The organism is Micromonospora sp. NPDC048887 (genome assembly GCF_040649715.1).
Taxonomy (GTDB): Bacteria; Actinomycetota; Actinomycetes; order Mycobacteriales; family Micromonosporaceae; genus Micromonospora.
The window spans coordinates 280,377-304,903 of record NZ_JBEZGA010000001.1 but is presented as its reverse complement, the minus strand read 5'-3'; the positions used below and the strand labels follow the sequence as shown (position 1 = coordinate 304,903).

Annotated in this window: 21 protein-coding genes; 15 read left to right on the top strand and 6 right to left on the bottom strand. The window is 73.5% G+C overall.

All coding sequences use genetic code 11. From position 1 onward, the window contains the following. Positions 1 to 8 precede the first annotated feature (8 nt). Complete coding sequence (locus AB0C17_RS01405) at positions 9 to 425, top strand: 50S ribosomal protein L7/L12 (protein ID WP_357382358.1); 417 nt, start codon at positions 9 to 11, stop codon at positions 423 to 425. Positions 426 to 531: 106 nt separating this feature from the next. Next, complete coding sequence (locus AB0C17_RS01400; protein WP_357382360.1) at positions 532 to 1,701, top strand: alkaline phosphatase PhoX; 1,170 nt, start codon at positions 532 to 534, stop codon at positions 1,699 to 1,701. 9 nt (positions 1,702 to 1,710) lie between these two features. Here the strand turns inward: AB0C17_RS01400 and AB0C17_RS01395 are convergent, their stop codons facing one another. Next, positions 1,711 to 2,553 carry a YhjD/YihY/BrkB family envelope integrity protein gene (locus AB0C17_RS01395; protein ID WP_357382362.1) on the bottom strand — a complete coding sequence of 281 codons (843 nt, stop codon included), beginning with the start codon at positions 2,551 to 2,553 and terminating at the stop codon, positions 1,711 to 1,713. A 51-nt stretch (positions 2,554 to 2,604) separates the two neighbouring features. On the opposite strand from AB0C17_RS01395, the gene AB0C17_RS01390 reads away from it, so the two are divergent. The 6 genes from AB0C17_RS01390 (at position 2,605) to ispG (ending at position 9,117) form a co-directional block, all read left to right on the top strand. Next, positions 2,605 to 3,150 (top strand): GNAT family N-acetyltransferase, encoded by a 546-nt coding sequence (locus AB0C17_RS01390; protein ID WP_357382364.1) that lies wholly within the window; start codon positions 2,605 to 2,607, stop codon positions 3,148 to 3,150. Between the two features lie 62 nt (positions 3,151 to 3,212). Next, the gene (locus AB0C17_RS01385) at positions 3,213 to 4,442 is read left to right on the top strand and encodes a PP2C family protein-serine/threonine phosphatase (protein ID WP_357476218.1); all 1,230 of its coding nucleotides are present in this window, start codon (positions 3,213 to 3,215) and stop codon (positions 4,440 to 4,442) included. A gap of 269 nt (positions 4,443 to 4,711) precedes the next feature. Then, positions 4,712 to 5,338: a Uma2 family endonuclease gene (locus AB0C17_RS01380; RefSeq protein ID WP_357382368.1), complete on the top strand. Its 627-nt coding sequence runs from the start codon at positions 4,712 to 4,714 to the stop codon at positions 5,336 to 5,338. Positions 5,339 to 5,467: 129 nt separating this feature from the next. Continuing rightward, on the top strand, positions 5,468 to 6,691 hold the full coding sequence (dxr, locus tag AB0C17_RS01375) for a 1-deoxy-D-xylulose-5-phosphate reductoisomerase (RefSeq protein ID WP_357382370.1): 1,224 nt from the start codon (positions 5,468 to 5,470) through the stop codon (positions 6,689 to 6,691). After that, a complete protein-coding gene (locus AB0C17_RS01370; protein WP_357382372.1) occupies positions 6,688 to 7,932 on the top strand; it encodes a site-2 protease family protein in 1,245 nt (414 codons plus the stop codon). Before dxr ends, AB0C17_RS01370 begins: the two co-directional genes overlap by 4 nt. 9 nt (positions 7,933 to 7,941) lie before the next feature. Continuing rightward, positions 7,942 to 9,117 (top strand): flavodoxin-dependent (E)-4-hydroxy-3-methylbut-2-enyl-diphosphate synthase, encoded by a 1,176-nt coding sequence (ispG, locus tag AB0C17_RS01365; RefSeq protein ID WP_216932527.1) that lies wholly within the window; start codon positions 7,942 to 7,944, stop codon positions 9,115 to 9,117. A 56-nt stretch (positions 9,118 to 9,173) separates the two neighbouring features. On the opposite strand, the gene AB0C17_RS01360 is transcribed toward ispG, so the two are convergent. After that, positions 9,174 to 9,848, bottom strand: a complete 675-nt coding sequence (locus tag AB0C17_RS01360) for a helix-turn-helix domain-containing protein (RefSeq protein ID WP_357467309.1) — start codon at positions 9,846 to 9,848, stop codon at positions 9,174 to 9,176. A gap of 129 nt (positions 9,849 to 9,977) precedes the next feature. Here AB0C17_RS01360 and AB0C17_RS01355 point away from each other — a divergent pair, with 129 nt between their 5' ends. The 7 genes from AB0C17_RS01355 (at position 9,978) to AB0C17_RS01325 (ending at position 20,183) form a co-directional block, all read left to right on the top strand. After that, on the top strand, positions 9,978 to 10,796 hold the full coding sequence (locus tag AB0C17_RS01355) for a methyltransferase domain-containing protein (RefSeq protein WP_357476217.1): 819 nt from the start codon (positions 9,978 to 9,980) through the stop codon (positions 10,794 to 10,796). Positions 10,797 to 10,934: 138 nt separating this feature from the next. Continuing rightward, positions 10,935 to 12,161 carry an MFS transporter gene (locus AB0C17_RS01350; RefSeq protein ID WP_357382379.1) on the top strand — a complete coding sequence of 409 codons (1,227 nt, stop codon included), beginning with the start codon at positions 10,935 to 10,937 and terminating at the stop codon, positions 12,159 to 12,161. A 55-nt stretch (positions 12,162 to 12,216) separates the two neighbouring features. Beyond that, complete coding sequence (locus AB0C17_RS01345) at positions 12,217 to 13,056, top strand: GNAT family N-acetyltransferase (protein WP_357382381.1); 840 nt, start codon at positions 12,217 to 12,219, stop codon at positions 13,054 to 13,056. A 92-nt stretch (positions 13,057 to 13,148) separates the two neighbouring features. Then, complete coding sequence (locus AB0C17_RS01340; protein WP_357476215.1) at positions 13,149 to 13,856, top strand: ATP-binding cassette domain-containing protein; 708 nt, start codon at positions 13,149 to 13,151, stop codon at positions 13,854 to 13,856. Next, positions 13,853 to 16,003 carry a YhgE/Pip domain-containing protein gene (locus AB0C17_RS01335; protein WP_357476213.1) on the top strand — a complete coding sequence of 717 codons (2,151 nt, stop codon included), beginning with the start codon at positions 13,853 to 13,855 and terminating at the stop codon, positions 16,001 to 16,003. Before AB0C17_RS01340 ends, AB0C17_RS01335 begins: the two co-directional genes overlap by 4 nt. A 10-nt stretch (positions 16,004 to 16,013) precedes the next feature. Then, on the top strand, positions 16,014 to 16,607 hold the full coding sequence (locus AB0C17_RS01330) for a TetR/AcrR family transcriptional regulator (RefSeq protein WP_357382387.1): 594 nt from the start codon (positions 16,014 to 16,016) through the stop codon (positions 16,605 to 16,607). Positions 16,608 to 16,697: 90 nt separating this feature from the next. Continuing rightward, complete coding sequence (locus AB0C17_RS01325; RefSeq protein WP_357476210.1) at positions 16,698 to 20,183, top strand: ABC transporter ATP-binding protein; 3,486 nt, start codon at positions 16,698 to 16,700, stop codon at positions 20,181 to 20,183. 88 nt (positions 20,184 to 20,271) lie between these two features. Here AB0C17_RS01325 and AB0C17_RS01320 read toward each other — a convergent pair whose 3' ends face one another. From AB0C17_RS01320 to AB0C17_RS01305, 4 genes are all read right to left on the bottom strand, one after another. Beyond that, complete coding sequence (locus AB0C17_RS01320; protein ID WP_357467323.1) at positions 20,272 to 21,339, bottom strand: NADH:flavin oxidoreductase/NADH oxidase; 1,068 nt, start codon at positions 21,337 to 21,339, stop codon at positions 20,272 to 20,274. 66 nt (positions 21,340 to 21,405) lie between these two features. Then, positions 21,406 to 22,686 carry a dicarboxylate/amino acid:cation symporter gene (locus tag AB0C17_RS01315; RefSeq protein ID WP_357476410.1) on the bottom strand — a complete coding sequence of 427 codons (1,281 nt, stop codon included), beginning with the start codon at positions 22,684 to 22,686 and terminating at the stop codon, positions 21,406 to 21,408. Between the two features lie 137 nt (positions 22,687 to 22,823). Further along, a complete protein-coding gene (locus AB0C17_RS01310; RefSeq protein ID WP_357382393.1) occupies positions 22,824 to 23,492 on the bottom strand; it encodes a DUF998 domain-containing protein in 669 nt (222 codons plus the stop codon). Continuing rightward, positions 23,485 to 24,450 (bottom strand): glutathione S-transferase C-terminal domain-containing protein, encoded by a 966-nt coding sequence (locus tag AB0C17_RS01305; protein WP_357382395.1) that lies wholly within the window; start codon positions 24,448 to 24,450, stop codon positions 23,485 to 23,487. The genes AB0C17_RS01310 and AB0C17_RS01305 overlap by 8 nt, the downstream gene beginning before the upstream one ends. Positions 24,451 to 24,527 lie beyond the last annotated feature (77 nt).

The window sequence follows — 24,527 nt, the reverse complement described above, 5'->3', positions numbered from 1 at the left end:
TTCCCGGCATGTCCCCGGCTGTCCAGGTCGCGCTCGCGGTGGCGCTCGTCGTGGTGGTGCTCCTCCTCCTGCTCGTGCTGCGGCGCGACCGTCCCCGGGATCTGGTCGCCGCTGATCGTCCCGCCGGCGGGCAGGCCGAGGTGCTCCGCCTGATCCACGCGGGTCGTCAGGTCGAGGCGGTCAAGGTGATGCGCGAGCAGACCGGGCTGTCGCTGCTGGACGCGAAGCGGGCGGTGGACGCGCTGGCGGCCGGCGGCACCTGGCCGCCCGGCGCCCCGGCGCCCGGAAAGGGCGTTGACGAGGCGGTGCGGGCCGAGGCCGCGCGGCTGCTGCACCGGGGGAAGAAGATCCAGGCGATCAAGGTGGTACGGGAGCACACGCACATGTCGCTGGCCGACGCCAAGCGGTACGTCGAGAGCCTCTGACCCCGGAGCGCCGTCACCAGTCGTTCACCCTGTAGTGGCGGCGGTCGATGCGTTTCCGTTCTACCGTCGAGGAGACACCCACCGCCTCCGGGAAGGTCACCCCCCGATGGATCGTCGTACCGTCCTGCGTGCCACCGCCGCCGGTGGCGCCGCCGCTCTCGCCGGTGGTCTCTGGGCCGCCGCGGCCGCCCCGGCCCAGCCCGCCCAGCCCGGCGCCGGCCCGTACGGCGACCTGCTCGCCGCCGACGCCAACGGCCTCCAGTTGCCGGCGGGCTTCACCAGCCGGGTGATCGCGCGTTCCGGGCAGCGGGTCGCCGGCACCTCGTACACCTGGCACCCGGCGCCCGACGGCGGCGCCTGCTTCCCGTCCGGCGACGGCTGGATCTACGTCTCCAACTCCGAGGTCCCGCTCGTCGGCGGTGCCTCGGCGGTGCGGTTCGCCGCCGACGGCACGATCGCCGCCGCGTACCGGATCCTCGGCGGCACCAACGTCAACTGCGCCGGCGGGCCGACCCCGTGGGGGACGTGGCTGTCCTGCGAGGAGGTGCCGCTGGGCCGGGTGTTCGAGACGTGGCCGGAGGGCGGCCGCTCTGGCGAGGAGCGGACCCGGATGGGCCGCTTCAAGCACGAGGCGGCGGCCTGTGACCCGGTGCGGCGGGTGGTCTACCTGACCGAGGACGAGCCGGACGGCTGCTTCTACCGCTTCGTCCCGGACACCTGGGGTGACCTGCGTACCGGCAAGGTCCAGGTGCTCTGCGCCCCGGACGGCCAGGTGACCGGCCCGGTGACCTGGCGGGACCTGCCGGACCGCGACGGGTTCCCGGTGCCCACCCGCTTCCAGGTGGGCGCGGCGCAGGAGTTCGACGGCGGCGAGGGCTGCTGGTACGCCGACGGCACCTGCTGGTTCACCACGAAGGGCGACAACCGGGTGTGGGCGTACGACGCGGCGAACCAGCGGCTCGACCTCGCGTACGACGACTCGCTGGTGCCGGCCGGTGCCGCGCCCCTGACCGGGGTGGACAACATCACCGGCACCCCGGGCGGTGACCTCTACGTGGCCGAGGACGGCGGCAACATGGAGATCAACGTGATCACGCCGGCCGGTGTGGTGGCTCCGTTCCTGCGGCTGCTCGGGCAGTCCGAGTCGGAGATCACCGGTCCGGCGTTCTCCCCGGACGGCAGCCGGCTCTACTTCTCCTCGCAACGCGGCGCCAGCGGCGCCCGGGCCGGCACCGGCGGCATCACGTACGAGGTGCGCGGCCCGTTCCGGCGCTGACCGCAGCCGTCAGGCGCGGGCCGCCACCCGGGCGGCCCGCCACCGGCTCGCCGCCAGCGTGGCCGAGTAGCCGGACAGCACGATCACGTGGAACAGGTAGAGCCAGAGCAGCACCGCCACGCCGCCGCCGATCTCGTCGAAGCCGCCGAACGGCACGCCAAGGTCCAGCGGCAGCGAGCAGAACAGCACGAACCCGTGCAGGAAGCCGGACAGGTTCGCGGCCGTGAACGAGCCCAGGCCGACTGTGGAGAGCCAGTCCGGCGAGGCCGGGCCGACCACCCGGAACACCCAGATCAGCACCGGTGTGAGCACCAGCCACACCGCCAGGAACGACAACACCACGCCGAGCGCGCCGAGCCAGCCGCCCTGGCGCACCAGCCGGGTGGTCAGCGGCAGCGCCAGCAGGATCGACAGCAGCAGCGCCGGGGCCGGTGCCAGCAGCGGGAGCAGCAGCAGCCGGCCCCGCCAGCCGACCAGCGCACCGGACTCGGCGCGCGGTTCGGCCACCGAGACGAACGCGCGGCGCAGCCCTTCCCCGTACAGCGAGGCGGGCAGCAGCGAGGCCAGCGCCAGCAGCGGGGTCAGCCCCAGCCCGGCCTCGACGAGCGCGGCCACCGCCCGGTTCGCGCCGATCTCGGTGGGCAGCGTGTCGATCGCGTACCCGGTCAGCCGCCGCACCCGGTCCGCTCCGGCGAGCAGCCCGGTCAGCCAGATCGCCAGCAGTGCCACCGGCACCACGGCGATCGCGCCGTAGAAGGTGATCGCGGCGGCGTGCAGGGACAGGTCCCGGCCGCGGACCGGCCGGAACGCCGCAGCCGTGATCCGCTTCGTCCGCTCCCACCCGTCGCCCATCGCCCTGTCGTTCCCCGTACGGCACCGCGCCACGCATTACGATCCGGCGGCATGACGATCGCCACGACCGACCGGCTGGTGCTGCGCGACTGGACCGAGTCGCCGGACGACCTGGCCCGGGTCTACGACATCTACTCCCGGGACGAGGTGATGCGCTGGCTGGGCGGCGGCAAGGGCCGGATGACCAACCCGGCCGAGGCGTGCGAGCGGGTCCGGTCGTGGCGGGAGCGCTGGGCGCCGTACGCCGGTCGCTGGGGTCTGTGGGCGGTCGAGCCGCGCGACGGTGGGCCGGTGGCGGGGAGCGTCCTGCTCAAGCCGCTGCCGGGACGTGACGGCGTCACCCTGACCGACGACATCGAGGTCGGCTGGCATCTGCACCCGGACGCCCAGGGCAACGGCTACGCGACCGAGGCGGCCCGTGCGGTGCTGGAGCGCGAGTTCGCCGCCGGATCCCCGAGGGTGTACGCGGTGGTGATGGCCGGGAACGACCCGTCGATGGCGGTGGCCCGGCGGCTCGGCATGACGCACGTGGGTGTGCGCACCGACTGGTACGGCGGCGCCGAACTGGAGACGTTCGTCCTGGAACGCCCGACCTGAGCCGCGCCGTTGGCAGTTCGCCCTCGGCCTCCTACGGTGGTGGAGACACGGGGGAGGCGCGGATGGTCGACGGTGGCGACGCGGCGCGTTGGCTGCACCTCAACGCCGCCCGGGGTGGTCCGGACGACCTGTCGCTCCTGGTGAACCGGGTCGCTCCCGCCATCGGGGCCACCGACATGGTGATCTACCTGGCCGACTACACACAGTCCTCGCTCGTACCCCTGGTCGGCGCGGGCGCGCCTCGGGACGAGCTCACGATCGAGACGACGCTGGCCGGTCGGGCGTTCACCGGCCTCCAGGTGCAGCGCGCTCCCGACCACCCGGACCGGCTCTGGGTGCCACTGCTGCTCGGCTGCGAACGGCTGGGCGCGCTGGAGATCGTGTCGTCGCGCGCCAGCGACCCCGCGCTGGACCGGCCGGCCTGGGAGGTGGCGGTCGCCGTCGCCCAGGTCCTGGTGAACCGCCGGCTCTACGGCGACGTCGTGGAACGGATCCGCCGCCGCCTGCCGATGCAGGTCGCCGCCGAGATCGTGTGGGGGCTGCTGCCGCCGTTGACCTTCGCGACGGACGACCTGGTGGTCACCGCCGTTCTCGAACCGTGTTACGACGTCGGCGGGGACATCTTCGACTACGCGCTCAACGGCGACGTGCTCAGCGTCGGGCTCTTCGACACCTGCGGGCACGGGATCAAGGCGAGCGCGATGGCCTCGCTCGTGGTCAGCGCGTACCGCAACGCCCGGCGCACCGGTCTCGACCTGATCGACACGGCGATCAGCATCGACAGGTGGGTCCGCTCCGAACACCCCGGCATGTTCGCGACCGCGCTGCTCGCCGAACTCGACCGGCGGACCGGCCTGCTGCGGATCATCAACGCCGGCCACCCCGGCGCCATGCTGCTGCGGGACGGCAAGGCCGTCCGGGCACTGCCCGGGCCGACCGCGCTGCCGCTCGGGCTGGGCAACCTGTCGACGCGGCGTCCGCGGGCGCACGAGGAGGCGCTACACCCGGGCGACCGCGTCCTCGCCTACACCGACGGCATCACCGACGCCCGGGGCGACGACGGTGAACGGTTCGGGCTGGACCGACTTGTCGACTTCGTCGAGCGTGCCCTCAACGACCGGCTGCCCAGCCCCGAGACGATGCGCCGGCTGGTGCGCGCCGTCCTCGCCTACCAGCAGGACCAGCTCGACGACGACGCCACCGCGATGTTCCTGGAGTGGCAGCCCCCGCACCTGCCGTTGGGGCACCTGGAGCACCTCACCGCGCCCGACAGGACGATCGTGTCTCCGTAGCCTCGTCCTGCAGCGCCAGCCGCACGTGCGCCACGGGCGGATGACCGACCCCGGCCGAGGCGTGCGATCGGGTCGGCTGTGGCGGGAGCGCTGAGCGCCGTACGCCGGTCGATGGGGCCTGTGGGCGCGCGAGTTCGCCACCGGCACCCCGAGGGTGTACGCGGTGGTGATGGCCGGGAGGGGACGGACAACGTGTGCGAGCAGGGCGGAACGGGACAGCGCCGCTAGGGTGAGTGGTAGCACGATTATCCGCTGAGGGGGTGAGCCTGATGGCCCAGGCCGCATTCGCGCCCGAGCCGGCGCCGCAGCCGGCCGAGCCGTCGTTCGACGTGCTCCGCTGGCGCGACGAGCCCTGGACCGCGCAGCTCGCTCTCGATCTCCTGCCGGAGACCAACGGCCCGAAGGTCGAGGTCCTGAGCGGAAGCGTGATCGTGACACCACATGCCGGCATCGACCATCAGTCGGTCGAACGCGAGTTGCCGTATCGGCTGCACCGGGCCGCCCGGCGCAGCGGGCTCTGGGTCTACCCCGAGATCAACCTGGTTTCCGGCAAGGATCTGTTCATCCCCGACATCGCCGTGCTGCGGTCCTCGGGCGGTGGTCGATCCGCCGTCGACATCGGCCAGGCCGTGCTCCTCGGTGAGATCGTGTCGCCCGGCAGCCGGCGCAAGGACGTGATCGACCGGCCACGGGAGTACGCGGCCGCCGGTGTGCCGTACTTCCTCCGGGTCGACCTGCGCAACCGGGTGCCGGCGCTCGCCCTCTACGAACTGGCTGAGGGTGAGTACCGGCCGCTGGCGGCCGCGGCGGCCGGTACGACGTTCGTGATGCGGGAGCCGTTCGAGTTCAGCGTCGATCCGGCCGACCTGCTCGACGAGGAGGCACCCCAGGCGTGATCAACACCGATTCGCCGAAGTGGTGGCATCGCGGCGCCGCTGATGCCGCCACCTCGGTGAAGTGGAGTCGATCATGCCGCCGGGCACTCCGGGACGAACCGGGGTGAGGCGCTGGGGAACAATGGGCCGGTGACCACTCCCCGAGATCTCGTGCTGCTCGGTTCGACCGGCTCGATCGGCACCCAGGCCATCGACATCGTCAAGCGCAACCCGGACCGCTTCCGGGTGGTGGCGCTGGGCGCGGGTGGCGGCAACGTGGCACTGCTCGCCACGCAGGCCCTGGAGCTGGGCGTGGAGGCGGTCGGCGTGGCCCGCGCGTCCGCCGCGCAGGATCTCCAGCTCGCGTTCTACGCGGAGGCGAGCCGGCGTGGCTGGGCCACCGGCGACTTCAAGCTGCCCAAGATCGTGGCCGGTCCGGACGCGATGACCGAGTTGGCGCAGTGGCCGTGCGACGTGGTCCTCAACGGCGTGGTCGGCTCGCTGGGCCTGCCGCCGACGCTGGCCGCGCTGCACGCCGGGCGTACCCTCGCCCTGGCCAACAAGGAGTCCCTGGTGGCCGGCGGCCCGCTGGTCAAGGCCGCGCTCTCGCGACATCCGGGTCACAGCCAGATCGTTCCTGTTGACAGTGAGCACTCGGCGCTGGCGCAGTGTCTGCGTGGCGGCGCCCGGGGCGAGGTGCGGCGGCTGGTGGTCACCGCCAGCGGCGGCCCGTTCCGGGGGCGGCGGCGCGACGAGCTGACAGCGGTCACGCCGGAGCAGGCGCTGGCGCACCCGACCTGGAACATGGGCCCGGTCGTCACGATCAACTCCGCCACGATGGTCAACAAGGCGCTGGAGGTGATCGAGGCGCACGAGTTGTTCGACGTGCCGTACGCCGACATCGAGGTGATGGTCCACCCGCAGTCGGTGATCCACTCGATGGTCGAGTTCACCGACGGCTCCACGCTCGCCCAGGCCAGCCCGCCGGACATGCGGCTACCCATCGCGCTGGGCATCGGCTGGCCGGACCGCGTACCCGCCGCCGCCGCGGCGGTCGACTGGACCACCGCCCACACCTGGGAGTTCTTCCCGCTCGACGACGCGGCGTTCCCGGCGGTGGCGCTGGCCAAGGCGGCGGGTGAGGCCGGGCGCTGCCGTCCGGCGATCTACAACGCGGCGAACGAGGAGTGCGTGGCCGCGTTCGTCGCGGGTCGGCTGCCGTTCCTCGGCATCGTCGACACCCTCCAGCGAGTGCTGGAGGACGCTCCCGATTTCGACGAACCGGGTACCGTCGAGGACGTGCTCGCCGCCGAGTCGTGGGCACGGGCGCACGCCCAGGAGATCATCGTCGGGTCGGGGGAAGGAGCTCGATGAGCTATCTGCTCGGGGTGGTGCTGTTCGCCCTGGCGATTCTCATCTCGGTGAGCCTGCACGAGGCGGGTCACATGCTGACCGCCAAGGCGTTCGGGATGAAGGTCACGCGCTACTTCGTCGGCTTCGGCCCGACGCTGTGGTCGTTCCGGCGGGGCGAGACCGAGTACGGCGTCAAGGGCATCCCGCTCGGCGGCTTCTGCAAGATCGTCGGGATGACGCCGCAGGACGACGACGTCGAGCCGGGTGACGAGAAGCGCGCCATGTGGCGCTACCCGGTGTGGAAGCGGACGATCGTGATGTCCGCCGGCTCGATCACCCACTTCGCCCTGGCCCTGATCGCGCTCTGGATCATCGCGGTGTCGGTCGGGCTGCCGAACCCGAAGTTCCCCAGCACCGAGGCCGGCTACCGGGCCGAGCCGGCGGTGGTCGCCCTCACGCCGTGCGTCACGGTGGACAAGGTGCGCGCCTGCGAGTCCGGCGACCCGGCCAGCCCGGCCGCGCGGGCCCAGCTGAAGGACGGCGACCGGATCACCGCGGTGAACGGCAAGCCGGTCTCCACCTGGGGCGACATGCAGGACGTGGTCCGCGCCACCCCGCCCGGCACGGCCACCGTCACCTTCGTGCGCGACGGCCGGTCGCAGGACGCCAAGGTCGACCTGGCCGCGGTGCAGCGCCCGCCGCTGAACGACCCGAAGGGGGCCACCTCGTCGGTCTCCGCGCTCGGCGTGGCGCTCTCGCCCAGCACCCCGACCCGGGTGGAGTACGGCCCGATCGCCGCGTTCGGCGCCACCGCCGACTTCACCGGCAACATGGCGGTGCAGACGGCCCACGCCATGCAGCGCATCCCGCAGAAGGTGCCCGCGTTGTGGAACGCGATCACCGGCGGCGAGCGCGACATGGACACCCCGATCAGCGTGGTCGGCGCGAGCCGGCTCGGCGGCGAGGCCGTGGAGAACAACGCCTGGATGGTGTTCTTCATGCTCTTCGTGTCGCTGAACTTCTTCATCGGCGTGTTCAACCTGCTGCCGCTGCTGCCGCTGGACGGCGGCCACATCGCCATCGCCTGGTTCGAACGGGCGCGGTCCTGGCTCTACGCGCGCATCGGCCGCACCGACCCCGGCCGCGTCGACTACCTCAAACTCATGCCCTTCACGTACGCGGTGATCCTGATCGGTGGCGCGTTCACGCTGCTGACCATCACCGCTGATGTCATCAACCCCATCACGCTCTTCTCAAGGTGAGTGCCTGAAGTGACCGCTGTCAGTCTCGGTATGCCCCCCGTACCGCCGCCGCCGCTGGCCCCGCGCCGGGCCAGCCGCCAGATCATGGTCGGTTCGGTGCCGGTCGGTGGTGGCGCGCCGGTCTCGGTGCAGTCCATGACCACCACCCTCACCGCCGACGTCAACGCCACGCTCCAGCAGATCGCCGAGCTGACCGCGTCCGGCTGCCAGATCGTCCGGGTCGCGGTGCCGTCGCAGGACGACGTCGAGGCGCTGCCCGCGATCGCGCGCAAGTCGCAGATCCCGGTGATCGCCGACATCCACTTCCAGCCGAAGTACGTCTTCGCGGCGATCGACGCCGGCTGCGCCGCGGTGCGGGTGAACCCGGGCAACATCCGGCAGTTCGACGACAAGGTCAAGGAGATCGCGCGGGCCGCGGGCGACGCGGGCGTGCCGATCCGGATCGGCGTCAACGCCGGCTCGCTGGACAAGCGCCTCCTGGCCAAGTACGGCAAGGCCACCGCCGAGGCGCTTGTGGAGTCGGCGCTGTGGGAGTGCTCGCTGTTCGAGGAGCACGGCTTCCGGGACATCAAGATCTCGGTCAAGCACAACGACCCGGTGGTGATGATCCGCGCGTACCGGCTCCTGGCCGAGAAGTGCGACTACCCGCTGCACCTCGGCGTCACCGAGGCGGGCCCGGCGTTCCAGGGCACGATCAAGTCGGCGGTGGCGTTCGGCGCGCTGCTGGCCGAGGGGATCGGGGACACCATCCGCGTGTCGCTGTCCGCCCCGCCGGTCGAGGAGATCAAGGTCGGCGCCGCGATCCTGGAGTCGCTGGGCCTGCGTGAGCGCGGCCTGGAGATCGTCTCCTGCCCGTCCTGCGGCCGGGCACAGGTCGACGTCTACAAGCTGGCCGAGGAGGTCACCGCCGGTCTGGAGGGCCTGCCGGTGCCGCTGCGCGTCGCGGTCATGGGCTGCGTGGTGAACGGCCCGGGTGAGGCCCGGGAGGCCGACCTCGGTGTGGCCTCGGGCAACGGCAAGGGCCAGATCTTCGTCAAGGGCAAGGTCGTCAAGACCGTGCCCGAGGCGCAGATCGTGGAGACGCTGATCGAGGAGGCGCTGCGGATCGCCGACGAGATGGGCGCCGAGATCCCCGAGGAACTGCGCGACCTGGTGCCCGGCGGCGCCACAGTCACCGTGCACTGATCCACTTCCGCGTCGCCGTGCGGCCGTTCCCCTCGGGGACGGCCGCACGCGCCGTCTCAGGGCCGGGGCACGGCGGCGAAGGGGGAGAGGGTGAACCAGCCGGGCGCGGCGCGCCGCAGCGCCTCCGGCCCGGTGACCTCCACCGCGCCGCCGCGCAGCGCCGCAGCCCACTCCAGGTCGCCCAGCCAGACCTGGACCAGGGCGCGCAGGTCCGCCGTGACGGTCACCGTCACGTCGTGCCCGGGGTCGACGTCGCAGACGTCGGCCTCACCTCCGGCGATCACCATCCACCAGTCGCTCTGCGCCGCCGGCACGTCCCGGAAGCGGAACCGCACGACGGTACGCCCCGGCGGGACCGCGTCGTGGTCGACGTGCCGGTGCATGTCCCACAGCAGCAGCTTCGGGTCCAGGTCGGCGTCGCCCAGCTCGCCGATCCAGCGCACGCCCCAGGCGCCGAGCGCCTCCAGCACGGGCCGCAGCTCGCGCCCGGCGGCGGTCGGGACGTAGCGCACGCCGGCGCCGTCGACCCGCCGCTCCACCACCCCGGCGCGGACGAGCTGGTGCAGCCGGCGGGACAGCAGTGTGGGCGACATCCGGGGCAGTCCCCGGCGCAGCTCGTTGAAGCGTTCCGAGCCGCTTACCAGCTCCCGGATCACGAGCAGCGTCCACCGTTCGTCGAGCAGTTCCATGGCCTTCGCCACGGGGCAGAACTGGTGGTAGGAGGCCCCCATGGCGGGCACGCTACGCCCGGCTCGAAGGTCCGGCCAGCTGCCTGTCGGAAGCGGTACAGATCTCGTACTGGGGGCCGGGTCGTCCGCTGCCTAGCGTCCCTGGCAGAGACGACAGGTGAGGAGCGACTGATGATCGAGGAACGGGAGCGGGACGCGGGGGTGAAGGCCCGGCACCGCGCGATGTGGGCGATGGGCGACTACTCCGCCGTGGCCGCGCAGGTGATCCCGCAGTTGGGGGCGACGCTGGTCCGGGCGGCACGGGTGGCGCCGGGCATGCGGGTGCTGGACGTGGCGGCCGGGACCGGCAACGCGGCGGTGCCGGCGGCCCGGGCCGGTGCGGAGGTGGTGGCCAGTGACCTCACCCCGGAGCTGCTCGCGGTCGGGCGGGCGTCGGCCGAGCGGGAGGGCCTGACGCTGGCCTGGGAGGAGGCGGACGCGGAGGCGCTGCCGTACGCCGACGCCGCGTTCGACGCGGTCCTGTCCTGTGTGGGCGTGATGTTCGCGCCCCGGCACCGGGTCGCCGCCGACGAGGTGCTGCGGGTGTGCCGGCCGGGCGGCACGATCGGCCTGGTCAACTGGACTCCGGAGGGCTTCGTGGGCCAGTTGTTCGCGGCCATGCGGCCGTACGCGCCGCCACCGCCGCCGGGCGCGCAGCCGCCCCCGCTCTGGGGCGACGAGGACCACGTCCGGGAGCTGTTCGGCGACCGGGTGGACGCGCTCACGCTGGGGCGCGACGCCGTGGTGGTGAACCGGTTCGCGACTCCGGGACAGTTCCGGGACTTCTTCGCCACCCACTACGGCCCCACGGTGGCGGTCTACCGGGCGAACGCGGGCGACCCGGAGCGCACGGCCGGGCTCGACCGCGCGCTGACGGACCTGGCCGCCCGGCACCTGGACGGCGGCGTGATGCGCTGGGAGTACCTGCTCTTCACCGCGCGCCGCGCCTGACGGCACGCCGGCCGCCGTCCGGCCGGTGTGCCGTCGCGGCAGCGGTGCTCACCCGGACTCGGCGCGGATGGCGGAGAGGGACAAGACGCCCGCAGAACTCGGCTGCAAACCGTACGTACGTACTGTTAAGCTTCTGGCGTGCGCCTGCTTCCTGAGCCGGGCCCGTCCCGGACCCTCGCCCTCTCCACGCTCGTCAACACCGTGGGGCGGGGCACGTGGCTCACCGCCAGCGCGCTGTTCCTCACCCGGTCGGTCGGGCTCACTGTCGCCCAGGTGGGTGTGGCGCTCACGCTCACCGCGCTGGTCAGCCTGGTGGCGAGCACGCCGATGGGCTACCTCGCCGACCGCCTCGGCCCGCGTGGGCTCCAGCTGGCCGCGCTGCTCGCCTCGGCCGGGTGCACCGTCGCGCTGGTCGCGGTGCGCTCGTTCGCCGGCTTCCTGGTCGTCGGTGTGCTGATGGCGGTCGCCGACGCGGGCACGCGGGGCGCCCGGGGCGCGCTGATCGCCGGTGCTGTCCCGCCCGACCAGCGGGTACGCACCCGCGCCTACCTCCGCGCGGTCACCAACGTCGGGATCTCGGTGGGCACGGTGCTGGCCGGGTTCGCGCTCGCAGCCGACACCCGCGGCGCGTACGTCACGCTGATCCTGCTCGACGCCGCCACCTATGTGCTGGCGGCGGCGGTGCTGCTGCGGCTCCCGCCCGTGCCCCCGATGCCCGCCCCGGCGCACGGGCCACGGCTGATCGCGCTGCGGGACCGCCCGTTCCTCGCCTTCACCGTGCTGGACGGGCTCATGTCCATGCACTTCTCGCTGATCAACATCGCCCTGCCGCTGTGGATCGCCGGGCACACCACGGCGCCGAACTGGCTGATCTCCGTCTGCCTGCTCGTCAACACGGTGGTGGTGATCCTGTTCCAGGTCCGCGCCTCGCGGGGCACCGAGGACCTGACCGGCGCGGGCCGGGCCGCCCGCCGGGCGGGCATCCTGCTCGCCGGTGCCTGCGTGCTGTTCGCGGCCGGGGGCGGCGTGCCGGTGACGGTGGCGGTGCCGCTGCTGCTGGCCGGTGCGCTGGTGCACGTCGTGGGGGAGCTGTGGCACGCGGCGGCCGGCTGGGGCATCTCCTTCGGCCTGGCCCCGGCGCACGCGCACGGCCAGTACCAGGGCGCGTACGGCATGGGCATGCAACTCGGTTCGATGGTCGCCCCGGTGGTGGTGACCACGCTGGCGATCGGGTGGGGCGTGCCCGGCTGGCTGGTGCTCGGCGTGGTCTTCCTGCTGCTCGGCGCGCTGGTGCCGCCGGTGGTGCGGTGGGCCGCCCGGACCCGGCCGGCCGTACCCGAGCCGCTGCCGGTGCCGGCCGCCTGAGCGGGGTGCCCGGTCGGGCCGCGTGTGCCGGGGTGGATCTGGCAGGCTGGTAACCGTGCTCACGATGCCGGTACGCCAACTGGGGGAGTCGGAGCGCCGCGCGGTCGAGCGGCTGCTCGATCTCGACCCGTACGCCGGCGCGCAGGTCGCCGAGCGGGTGGCGGCACGAGGGCTGGCGTGGTGGCGGGCCGAGGCGCGGATCCTCGGCTACGGCGCCCGCCGCAACCTGGAGTCGATCTGCTGGCTGGGCGGCAACCTGACCCCGGTGCTCGCGTCCGAGTCGGCGGTGACCGCGTTCGCCGACCAGTTGAGCGCCGAGGAGCGGCTCTGTTCCTCGATAGTGGGCCGCGCCGACGCGGTGCTCGGGCTCTGGGACCGCCTCTCCGCGCACTGGGGACCGGCTCGGGACGTACGCCCGAACCAGCCGCTGCTGGCGACTGACGCGCTGCCCGCCGTGGCGCCCGACCCGCACGTGCGCCGGGTGCGCGGCAACGAGGTCGACCGGTTGTTCCCGGCGGCGGTGGCGATGTACACCGAGGAGGTCGGGGTGTCGCCGCTGGCCGAGGACGGCGGGCGCGGCTACCGGCGGCGGGTGACCGAGCTGGTGCGCGCCGGCCGCGCCTACGCCCGCTTCGTCGACGGGCGGGTGGTCTTCAAGGCGGAGCTTGCCGTGGTGACCCGCCGGACCGCGCAGGTGCAGGGCGTCTGGGTGGCGCCGGAGTGGCGCGGCCGGGGCATCGCCACCGCCGCGATGGCCGCGGTGGTCCGCGACGCGCTGGACCGGGTCGCGCCCACAGTGAGTCTCTACGTCAACGACTTCAACCTCCCCGCCCGGCGGGTCTACGAGCGCTGCGGCTTCCGCCCGGTGGGCACGCTCGCCACAGTGCTGTTCTGAGGATCACTCCCGCCAGAGGTCCCGAACCGGACACCCGGCGTTATGCTGGGCATGTTTTATACTGACTAGTCAGTTCAGAATTCGGGAGCGGGATGAACATCGTCGAGGCCAGCGGCCTGGGGCTGCGCACCCGCCGGGGCTGGGTCTACTGGGACGTCGACCTCACCGCCGCGAGCGGTGAGCTGCACGCCGTCACCGGCCCGCCCGGCAGCGGGCGCACCTCGCTGCTGCTCGCACTGGCCGGGCGCTTCCCGCACAACCACGGCGAGCTGCGCCGCCGGGGCCCGGCCGCGCTCGGCCAGGTGGCGGGCGTGCACGAACCCGACCCGACGCTCACCGTCGCCGAGCACATCACCGAACGCCTGCTGCTGCTCGGCCCGGTGCCGCGCCGCCGGCGCCGGCTGGTCCCGGTGGCGGCGGTGCGGGCCCGCCGGGCCTACCGCCGAGACGCCTACGCCGCCGCCATCGCCGGTGCCGGACTCACCGACGCGCCCCTGGACCCCGACCGGTACGGCCGCGACCTCACCCCGGTCGAGCGGCAGGTGCTCGGCCTGGTGCTGGCCAGCCTCGGCGGCCCCAGCCTGATCGTCGCCGACGACGTGGACGCCGGCGCCGACCGTCCCGAGCGGGAGTGGATGTGGGGCGCGCTGGAACGCCTCGCCGGCCAGGGGTACGCCGTGGTCGCCAGCGCCCGCGCCGTCGAACCCGGAGTGGCCGCCACAGTGCACCGCATCGGCGATCCGGCGCCGCCGATCCCCGTCCTGACCGTGCCCACCGAACCCGCCGAGGTGCCTGCATGAGCGTCCTGCGACTCGCCCTGTTCGAGCTGCGCCGGATGACCCGGGGCCGGCTGCCGCGCGCCGCCCTGGCCGTGCTCACCATCGTCCCGCTGCTCTACGGCGCGCTCTACCTGTACGCGTTCTGGGATCCCTACGGGAAGATGGACCGGATCCCGGTCGCCCTGGTCAACGCCGACCGCCCGGCCACCGCCGGTGACGGCAGCGAGGTGCACGCCGGCCGCGACCTGACCGAGAAGCTGCTCGACCGCAAGGTGTTCGGCTGGACCGTCACCGACCAGGCCGACGCCACGAAGGGGCTGCGCGACGGGCGCTACCACCTGGTCTTCTCCATTCCGGAGGACTTCTCCGCCACCCTCGCCGCCGGCCCGGAACCGGACCGCCCGGCCCGGCAGGGCGAGCTGAAGGTGGTGAACGACGACGCCACCAACTACCTCTCCGGGCTGCTCGCCAGGTCGGCGTTCAGCGAGATCCGGGCCGCCGCCGCGCAGAGCACCGCCGCCACGTACTTCGACAAGATGCTGATCGGCTTCACCGACGCCAAGGCCGAGACCGGCCGCGCCGCCGACGGCGCCGGGAAGATCGCCGACGGGCTCGGCAGCTCCCAGCGGGGTGCGGGCCAGCTCGCCGACGGCCTCGGTGACGCCGAGGACGGCGCCGGGCAGCTCGCCGGCGGACTCAACCAGTCGGTCCAGGGTGCGGACAAGCTCGCCAAGGGCCTCGACCAGTTGCGTACCGGCGCCGCCCAGCTCGCCGACGGCGCCGGCCGCGCGGCCACCGAGACCAAGGCCGCGGCGGCCACCGTCAACGCCGCCGCCGACAAGTACGAGCCGGTGCTGCGCCGCAACGCCGACCGGATCCAGAAGGCGGCCACGCTCGTCGCCGACGGCGCGCAGCAGCTCGCCGCCGGGCTGGACGCGCTACCCGGCAAGGCCGCCGAGGTGGTCGCCACCGCCGAGGAGGTCCGCGACCGGCTCGACGCGGTCGCGAAGGAACATCCCGAGCTGGCCGACGACCCGAACTTCGCCGCCGCCCGCACGGCCGCCGACCGGGCCGTCACCCAGGCGCGCTCAGTGGTGGCAGCGCTGAACAAGACCGACATGGCCACGCTGCGCCAGCAGATGACAGACGTCGCCAGGACCGCCCGCGAGGTGGCCGCCGCCGCACCGCACCTGGCCGACGACGTCGCCTCCGCCCGGGCCAAGGTGAACGAGCTGGCCGGCGGGCTGACCACGCTGGCGCAGGGCAGCGCCAAGCTCCGCGACGGGCTCGGCGACGCGTCGACCGGCGCGAACCAGTTGCGCGGCGGCCTCTACCGGCTCTCCAGCGGGGCCCGCCAGCTCGACGGCGGCCTGGCCCAGCTCGGCAGCGGCAGCAACCGGCTGGTCGACGGGCTGACCCGGCTGGAGGGCGGCGCGGGCGAGCTCGCCGACGGGCTCGCCGCCGGCGAACGGAAACTTCCCGGGTACGACGACGCGGCCAGTCGCGCCGAGGTGCTCGGCGACCCGGTCGGTCTGATCCGCGACTCGCAGAACCCGGCCGGCTCGTACGGCGTGGGCTTCGCCCCGTACTTCCTGTCGCTGGCGCTCTGGGTCGGCGCGATGATCACGTACATGCTGTTGCGGCCGGTCAACCGGCGGCACGTGATGTCCGGCGCGCCCGGCTGGCGGGTCGTGCTCGCCGGGTGGCTCCCCGCCGCCGGCATCGGCCTGGCCCAGGTCGCGGTGCTCTACACGGTGGTCACGCTGGCGCTCGGGCTCGACCCGAGGCACGGGCCGGCGACATTCGGGCTGCTCGCCCTCACCTCGCTGGCGTTCACCGCGATCATGCAATTGCTCGGCGTGGCGCTCGGCCCGGCCGGGCGGCTGGCCGCGCTGGCGCTGCTGATGCTCCAGCTCACCTCCTCCGGCGGCACCTACCCGGTGCAGACCTCGCCCGGCTTCTTCCAGGCCATCCACCCCTGGCTGCCGATGACGTACGTGGTGGACGGCCTGCGCCACACCATCAACGGCGGCACGACCGCCCCGGTGGTGGAGGCCGCGCTGGTGCTGCTCGCGTTCGGGCTGGGCGCGATGGCGCTCACCGTCGGCGCGGCCCGCCGGTCCCGCCGGCTGACCCCGTCGAAGCTGCACCCCGAACTGACCATGTGAGGATGAGCCGGTGACGGACGGACGGACGCGCCGACGCGAGGACACCCGCCAGCGCCTCTTCGTGGCGGCGGTGGACCTCATCGCCGAACAGGGCTTCTCGGCCACCACAGTGGACGACATCGCGGCCCGGGCCGGTGTGGCGAAGGGGACCGTCTACTACAACTTCGAGTCCAAGACCGTCCTGTTCGAGGAGCTGCTGCGGCACGGCATCGGCCTGCTCACCGCCGACTTCCGGGCCGCCGTCGACGGGCTGCCGCCGCTGGAGGCGCTCGGCGCGCTGGTCCGTGCCCAGCTGGAGTACATCCGCCGCTACCGCGCCTTCGCCCAGCTCCTGCTCTCGGAGATGTGGCGGACCAACAGGGAGTGGCAGCAGACGCTGCGGCTGCTGCGCGGCGAGGCCATCGCGGTGATCGCCGACACGGTGCAGGCCGGGGTGGACAGCGGCGACCTCCCCGCCGACCTGGACGTGCGTACCGCGAGTTCGGCGCTGTTCGGTGTCGGGCTGGTGGTGGCTGTGGACTGGCTGGTCTTCTCGCCGGAGCGGCCGATCGACGAGGTGCAGGAGTCGCTGCTCGGCATCGTCCGGCGGGTCGCCCGGACCTGACCAGCGGTCGGTAATTCGGTTGATACCGGGCCGCCGGAAGGGTGAGGGTGGGGGCACCGCCCCCACCGATCCGAGTCCGGAGGACCTCCCATGCGCCTGCTCCGAGATCTCTGGGCCACGGCACCCCGGCGGATGGCGGCGGTCCTGCTGCTGATCGTGCTCGGCGCCGGTGGTCAGGCGGCCGCCTCCGCGCTGGCCGGGCCGGTGCTGGTGCTCCGCTCGTCCGGCTGGTTCGTCGCGCTCGCCGTCGCGCTCGTCGCCGCTGTCGTCACCGACCTGCTCATCGGCCTGATCATGGCCCGGCTCACCGCCGACTGGTCGGCCGACGTGCGGCGGCGGCTCTGCCGGGTCGCGCTCGGCCAGGACCTGCCCACCCTGGAGACCACACCGGTCGGCGAACTGCTCGACCGGATCGACAACGACGTCTACCAGGTCGCCGCCGAGATGCGGAACACCGGCGTACGGCTGGCGCAGGGCCTCGCGGTCTGCGCCCTCTCGGCGGTCAGCGCGTTGATCGTCTGGTGGCCCGCAGGCGTCGGCATGATCGCGCTCACCACCCTGCTCGCGGTGACGCTGCGCCGCCCGACCAGCCGGATCGCCCCGGCCCGGATGGCCGAGGAGGAGGCGTGGTCCGACCTCGCCGCCGTGATGGAGGAGGCGGTGCACGGGCAGGACGACGTTCGCACCAGCCTCGCCCGGCCGTACGTGCTGCGCCTCTACGCCCGTCGCGCGGCCGAGGTGATCACCAGGTGCGTCCGGGTGTTCCGGCTCTCCGCCCGGGTCACCGCGGCCGCCGCCGGCGCGGTCCGGGTCGGCATCGCCGGCGTGGTGCTGGGCGGCGCGTGGGCGCTCGCCACCGGCCGGGTGGACGCCGCCCGGCTCACCGCGATCTGGCTGCTGGCCATCGCGTTCGGCGCGACTGTCGAGCACATCGCCCGCTGGGTGCCGCACCTGCAGCAGGCGTTCGGCGCGTGGGGCCGGGTGCAACTGCTGGCCGGGTCGCCGCAGGAGCCGGACGGCGGGGCCACCCCGGTCGACGGCGACCTGACCGTGCGCGGGCTCACCTACCGCTACCCGGCCGGCGGGGACGACCGTGGGCCGGCGCTGCGCGACGTGCACCTCGACTTCGTCCGCGGCCGCTCGTACGCGCTCGTCGGGCGTACCGGCTCGGGCAAGTCGACGCTGGCCAAGGTGCTCACCCGGGCGGTGGAGGTGCCGCGTGGCACGGTGTTCCTCGGCGGCACCGACCTGGTCGACCTGGACGTCGAGGAGCTGCGCCGGTGGATCGCCGTGGTGCCGCAGCGCACCGAGATCCTGGCCGGCACGCTTGCCGAGAACGTGGCGCTGTTCGACCCGGAACTGCTGGACGCCGCCGAACGGGCGCTGGCCGAGCTGGGCCTGACCGGCTGGATCGCCGAACTGCCCGACGGGGTGCACACCCGGCTCGGCGACGGCGGCCATGTGCTCTCCGCCGGGCAGGAGCAGCTCGTCGCGTTCGCCCGCATCCTGGTCCGCGACCCGCACGTGGTGATCCTCGACGAGGCCACCGCGCGGCTCGACCCGGTCACCGAGAACCGGGTCCGCGAGGCCACCGAACGGCTGCTCACCGACCGGATCGGCATCGTCATCGCGCACCGGCTCTCCTCGGTGCGCCGCTGCGACGAGGTGGTGGTGATGGCCGACGGCGCCGTGCTGGAGGCCGGTCCGCTGCGCGAGTCCGCCCGCTTCGCCGAGCTGCTCGCCACCAGCCACGCCGGTGCGTACGCCGGGGTGGGCACCCGGCGCGGCGGGGTGGAACTGCTCGACGCGCCCGCCTGGGACGACGCGCCCGCCACGCCTGCCGCGCCCGCGACGCGGCCGGTCGCCGTGCCGCGAGCCGACCCGCCGCCCGCGCCGCCCGCGCCGCCCGCGCGGACCATGCGGGAGATCCTCCGGCTGGGCACCAACGATCCCCGGTACGGCCTGATCTCGGTCGGCCTGTTCATCGTGATGACTGTCCTCGGGATGGACGGCGCGGTCCTGCCCTGGCTCTGGGCCGACCTGGTCGGCGGCGGTGACCCGTGGTTGCCGGCGCTGGGCATCGTGGCCGCGCTGCTGGTGGTGCTGCCGCTGCCGTACCTGACGAACCTGTGGTTCCCGCAGTGGTGGATCCGGCAGATGCTGCGGATCAGCGCCCGGCTGGTGCACGGGCAGACCGGCGCGCGCCGGGTCAGCGGGCACACCCCGGCCGAGGTGGTGGCCCAGGGTGGCGACACCGACCGGGTGGTGCACCTGGCCGACAACCTGATGGACCAGTTCATCTCGCTGGTCATCGTGGTCACCATGACGCTGGTGACCGGCAGCCTCGTACCGGCGTTGTTCTTCGTCGGCACGATGGTGGTCTCCGGGCTGGCGGCGACGCTGTTCGGTCCCCGGCTGGAACGCACCGCGGCCGGCACGGTGAAGGCGCGCGCCGCGTTCGCCACCGCGCTGGTCTCCGCGCTGTCCGCCGCCCGTACGGTGAAGCTGGCCGGCGCGACCCGCCCGGTGCTGCGCCACCTCGCCCGGCTGGACGAGGTACGCAGCGAGCGGCAGCGGCGCGAGATCGCGATGCAGGTGTGGGCCCGGTCCACCCCGTCGGTCGCCAGCGGCCTGCTGCCGATCGGCGCGTGGGCGCTCTACCTGGCCGGTGGGCTGTCCGCCGGCGCCACGCTGGTGGCGGTGTCCACACTGGGCGCGGCCCGCTGGTTCGCGTGGACCACCGCGTCACTGGTGTCGCAGTACCCGTCGGCGCGGGTGTGGACCAGGCGGACGGTGGCGATGACCGGCGAGGCCGTCTACGCGGCGCCGGTGCCCGGCCTGGACCTGGTCGCCGGCACCGCGCCCGCGCCCGAGCCGCCGCCCCGGCACCCGCTGCGCCGCCTGGAGCTGTCCGGCTTCGGCGCGCTGCACTCCGACGGCATGCTCGCCGTCCGCGACGTCGACCTGGTGGTCGAGCGCGGGCAGTTGGTGCTCGTCGTCGGCCCGGTCGGGTCCGGCAAGTCGTCGCTGCTGCGGGCGCTGGCCGGGATCGTGCACCACGTCGGCGAGCTGCGCTGGAACGGCGACCCGGTCACCGAGCCGGAGATGTTCCTGCGCCCCAACCAGGTCGGGTACGTGGGCCAGCTGCCCCGGGTGCTCTCCGGCACGGTGGCCGACAACATCGCGCTCGGCCACCAGGTGGACGCCGCCGGGGCGGTCACGACCGCCCAGCTCGAACACGACCTGGCCGCCGCCGGGGGCGGGCTCGGGCTGCTGATCGGGCACAAGGGCACCCGGCTCTCCGGCGGTCAGCTCCAGCGGCTGGCGCTGGCCCGCGCGCTCGCCCCGCGTACCGAGCTGCTGGTGGCCGACGACGTGTCGTCGGCGCTGGACGTCAGCACGGAGCTGGCGCTGTGGGCGGCGTTGCGCGAGCACGGCGTGACTGTGGTCGGCTCGACCGCGAAGCGGGCCGCGCTGGTCCGGGCCGACCACGTGGTGGTGCTGATCGACGGCACCGTGGCCGACCAGGGCACCTGGACCGACCTGGAACCCCGCTGGAACCACCTGGCCGGCTGACCGCCCGGGGTTCCGCCCTGTCGATCATGAAGTTGGCGGCGACAAATCGGACGCAGAACGCCGCCAACTTCATGATCGACGCTCAAGGCTAGAAGGCTCGGGCGTACTGGTTGGGCCAGGTCGGGGTGGCGCCCAGCTTGGCGGCGGCGCGGAGCGGCCAGTACGGGTCGCGCAGCAGTTCGCGGCCCAGCAGCACCAGGTCCGCCTCGCCGCCGGCGACGATCTGCTCGGCCTGCTCGGGCTCGACGATCAGGCCCACCGCGCCGGTCGGCACCCCGGCATCGCGGCGGATCCGGGCCGCCAGCGGCACCTGGTAGCCGGGTCCGACCGGGATGGACGCCTGGACCGCCGCGCCCCCGGAGGAGGTGTCGACCAGGTCGACCCCGGCGGCGGCGAGTTCCCCGGCGAGCACCACGCTGTCCTCGACGGTCCAGCCGTCGTCGGTCCAGTCGGTGGCGGAGATCCGGGTCAGCACCGGCACGGACTCGCCGACCGTGGCGCGTACCGCGCGGGCCACCTCCAGCGTGAGCCGCATCCGGGCGGCCCGGTCACCGCCGTAGCCGTCGGTGCGCCGGTTCGTCAGCGGGGACAGGAACTCGTGCAGCAGGTAGCCGTGCGCGGCGTGGATCTCCACGGCGGCGAACCCGGCGTCGAGCGCCCGCCCGGCGGCGGTGGCGAAGGCGTCCACCACTGCCGCGATGCCCGCCTCGTCCAGCGCGGTGGGCGTGCGGTAGTCCGGCACGAACGGCTGGTCACCAGGTCCGACCGGGGTCCAGCCGCCCTCGGCGTCCGGCACGCCGCCACGCGCCGGCGCCCACGGCCGGTACGTGGACGCCTTGAACCCGGCGTGCGCGAGCTGCACGGCCGGAACCGCGCCGTGTTCGGCGACGAACGCGGTGATCGGCCGCCACGCGTCGACGTGCGCGCCGGACCAGAGGCCGGTGTCCTGAGGGCTGATCCGGCCCTCGGGCACCACAGCTGTCGCCTCGGTGATGACCAGGCCGGTCCCGCCGACCGCCCGGGAACCCAGGTGGACGCGGTGCCAGTCGGTGGGCAGCCCGTCGGGGTCGGCGCTGTACTGGCACATGGGCGCCAGCGCGATCCGGTTGGGCAGGGTGACGCCGCGCAGGGCGAGCGGGGTGAACAGGGCGCTCATTCTCGGATCCTCCGGTCATGGGCAACGGGTGCGCCTCCGGTGGGAGACGCACCCGTTGGGTGTGGATCAGGCGGGTACGGGGTCGAGCCGCTCGGTCTCGGCGGGCTCGATGAGGTCGCGCTTGCCGGCCGAGTCGTACGCGGCCCGGTCGAGCGTGCCCTCCCGGGCGGCCACGATGGTCGGCACCACCGCCTGCCCGGCCACGTTCGTGGCGGTGCGGATCATGTCCAGGATCGGGTCGATGGCCAGCAGCAGGCCGGCCCCGGCCAGCGGCAGGCCCAGCGTGCTCAGGGTCAGCGTCAGCATGACGATCGCGCCGGTCAGGCCGGCGGTGGCGGCCGAGCCGACCACCGAGACGAACGCGATCAGCAGGTAGTCGGTGACGCCGAGGTTCACGCCGAACACCTGCGCCACGAAGATCGCGGCGAGCGCCGGGTAGATGGCGGCGCAGCCGTCCATCTTCGTGGTGGCGCCGAACGGCACCGCGAACGAGGCGTACTCGCGGGGGACGCCGAGGCGCTCGACCGAGCGCTGGGTCACCGGCATGGTGCCCACCGAGGAGCGGGAGACGAACGCCAGCTCGATGGCGGGCCAGGCGCCGGCGAAGAAGCGCAGCGGGTTGAGCTTGCCGGCCACCGCCAGCAGCACCGGGTAGACCACGAACAGCACGATCGCGCAGCCGACGTAGACGGCTGTGGTGAACTTGGCGAGCGGGGCGAGCAGGTCCCAGCCGTACGAGGCGACGGCGTTTCCGATCAGGCCGAGCGTGCCGATCGGGGCGAGCCGGATGACCCACCAGAGCGCCTTCTGCACGATCGACAGCAGCGAGCGGTTGAGCGCCACGAACGGCTCGGCGGCGTCACCGACCAGCAGCGCGGCGGCGCCCACCACCAGGGCGAGGAAGACGATCTGGAGGACGTTGCCCTCGACGAACGCGCCGACCGGGTTGGTCGGGACGATGCCGGTGAGGAAGTCGATCCAGGAGCCGGTGGTCTTCGGCGCGGTGGCGCCGGCCGGGTCCAGGTCGACGCCCCGGCCGGGATTGGTGAGCAGGCCGAGGCCGATGCCGATGCTCACCGCGATGAGCGCGGTGACGGCGAACCAGAGCAGTGTCTTGACGGCGAGCCGGGCGGCGTTGGCGACGCCGCGCAGGCTGACCACGCTGACCACGATGGCGGTGAAGACCAGTGGCGGCACGGCGAGCTTGAGCAGCTGGACGAAGAGGCCGCCGACGGTGTCGAGCGTGCTGGTCAGCCAGGCGAGGTCGGCGGCGCGGGCGAGGAAACCGAGCGCCACGCCGAGCACGAGGCCCAGCAGGATCTGGACGGAGAAGGGAATTCTGCGCAGGGCGGAGGTCATGAGGACTGATCCAGGGTCTGGAGAGGAAAAAGCGGGCGTCGGGGCGTGGAGCTACGCCGGACAGACGCCGCTGGCCTGCCGTCGGAGATCGACGTACAGGCGCTCGGTGAGGCACCAGACATTGGTCATCGTCGCGACACGTTACTCCCGTCCCGGGCCGGAAGGGAAGGACCGTTGCCGGTGAGGCTCCTTACAGCCAGGTAGCCGGAGGTGGCCAGTCCCCAGGCGGCGACCACGGCGAGCAGCACCCGCTCCGACACCCCGAGGAGCGCGCTGCGCCCGACCAGCAGCAGGGCCGCCGCGACCACCGCGGCCACCGGCAGCGCCAGCGCCGCGCCGACCGTGGCGATCCGCCGCAGCCCCCGGTCCGCCGCCGGGGAGAACAGCAGCACCAGCATGGCGAGCACCACCGCGGCGGTCGCCACGATGCTGGCCCCGCCGTGCACCAGGTCGGCCACCGTGGGCGCCTCGAACGGCGGCAGCGGGCAGCCCTCGCTGCACGTCACCGCGCCGGAGACGACAGTGGCCACCGCGCCGGCGCCGAGCAGGCCGGCCGCCGCGCGCAACCCCGGCGGCAGCGCCCCGGCGAGCAGCAGCAGCGACGCGGCCACCGAGAAGATCCCCATCCGGTACGCCCCGGCGTACCCGCTGTCGGTGATGCCGGCCTCGCTGACGTACGCGGACGGGCCGGGAACGGGACCGGCGACCACCGCGATCGTCACCGCTGTCACACCGGCCACCAGGCAGACGGCGGCGAACGCGGCGGCGATCCGGCGCGGTGTGCCCTCAGCCACGTCCGTGCGGGGTGGTCCAGCCGGAGAGATCCGGGCCGAGCGGCACGATCCGGGTCGGGTTGATCATGTCGTGGGTGGCGTAGTAGTGCCGTTTGATGTGGTCGAAGTCCACCGTCTCGCCGAAGCCGGGTGTCTGGAACAGGTCCCGCGCGTACGCCCACAGCACCGGCATCTCGGTGAGCTTGCGCTGGTTGCACTTGAAGTGCCCGTGGTACGCCACGTCGAAGCGCACCAGCGTGGTGAACAGGCGCACGTCCGCCTCGGTGATCGTGTCGCCCATCAGGTAGCGCCGCCCGGCCAGCCGCTCGCTCAGCGCGTCGAGGCGGGCGAACAGCGCGGTGAACGCCTCGTCGTACGCCTCCTGTGAGGTGGCGAAGCCGCACCGGTAGACACCGTTGTTGACGTCCCGGTGGATCTCCGCCATCAGCGCGTCCATCTCCGGGCGCAGCTCGACCGGGTAGAGATCCGGGGCGTCCGGCGCGTGGAACCGTCGCCACTCGGTCGAGAAGTCCAGCGTGAGCTGCGGATAGTCGTTCGTTACCACCCGTCCGGTGAGCGTGTCCACCAGTGCCGGCACCGTCACCCGGCCGGTGTAGTCCGGGTCGGTGGACAGGTACGCCTCGGACAGGAAGCCGACGCCGAGCACCGGGTCGAAGCCGTCCGGGTCGAGCGCGAACCGCCAGCCCCGCTCGTCCCGGATCGGGTCGACGGTGCCCAGCGAGATCACCTCGTCCAGGCCGAGCAGGCCGCGCACGATCCGGGCCCGGTGCGCCCACGGGCAGGCCCGGCACCAGATCAGCCGGTAGCGGCCCGCCTCCAGCGGCCAGCGTCCCGCCTCGTCCGGCCCGCCGCCCTCGGGTGACGTGGAGTGCGGGGTGACCCGGCCGGTGAACCGGTTGGGCTGGCGGACGAACGCGCCGCCGCCGCTTGTCTCTGCGCTGAACTGGGCCCCGGACATGCGGCAAACCTATCCGCTCCGGTCACGGATATCCTGGCGCCGGGTACCCCCGCGACCCGCCGACCGACCCCTTCCCC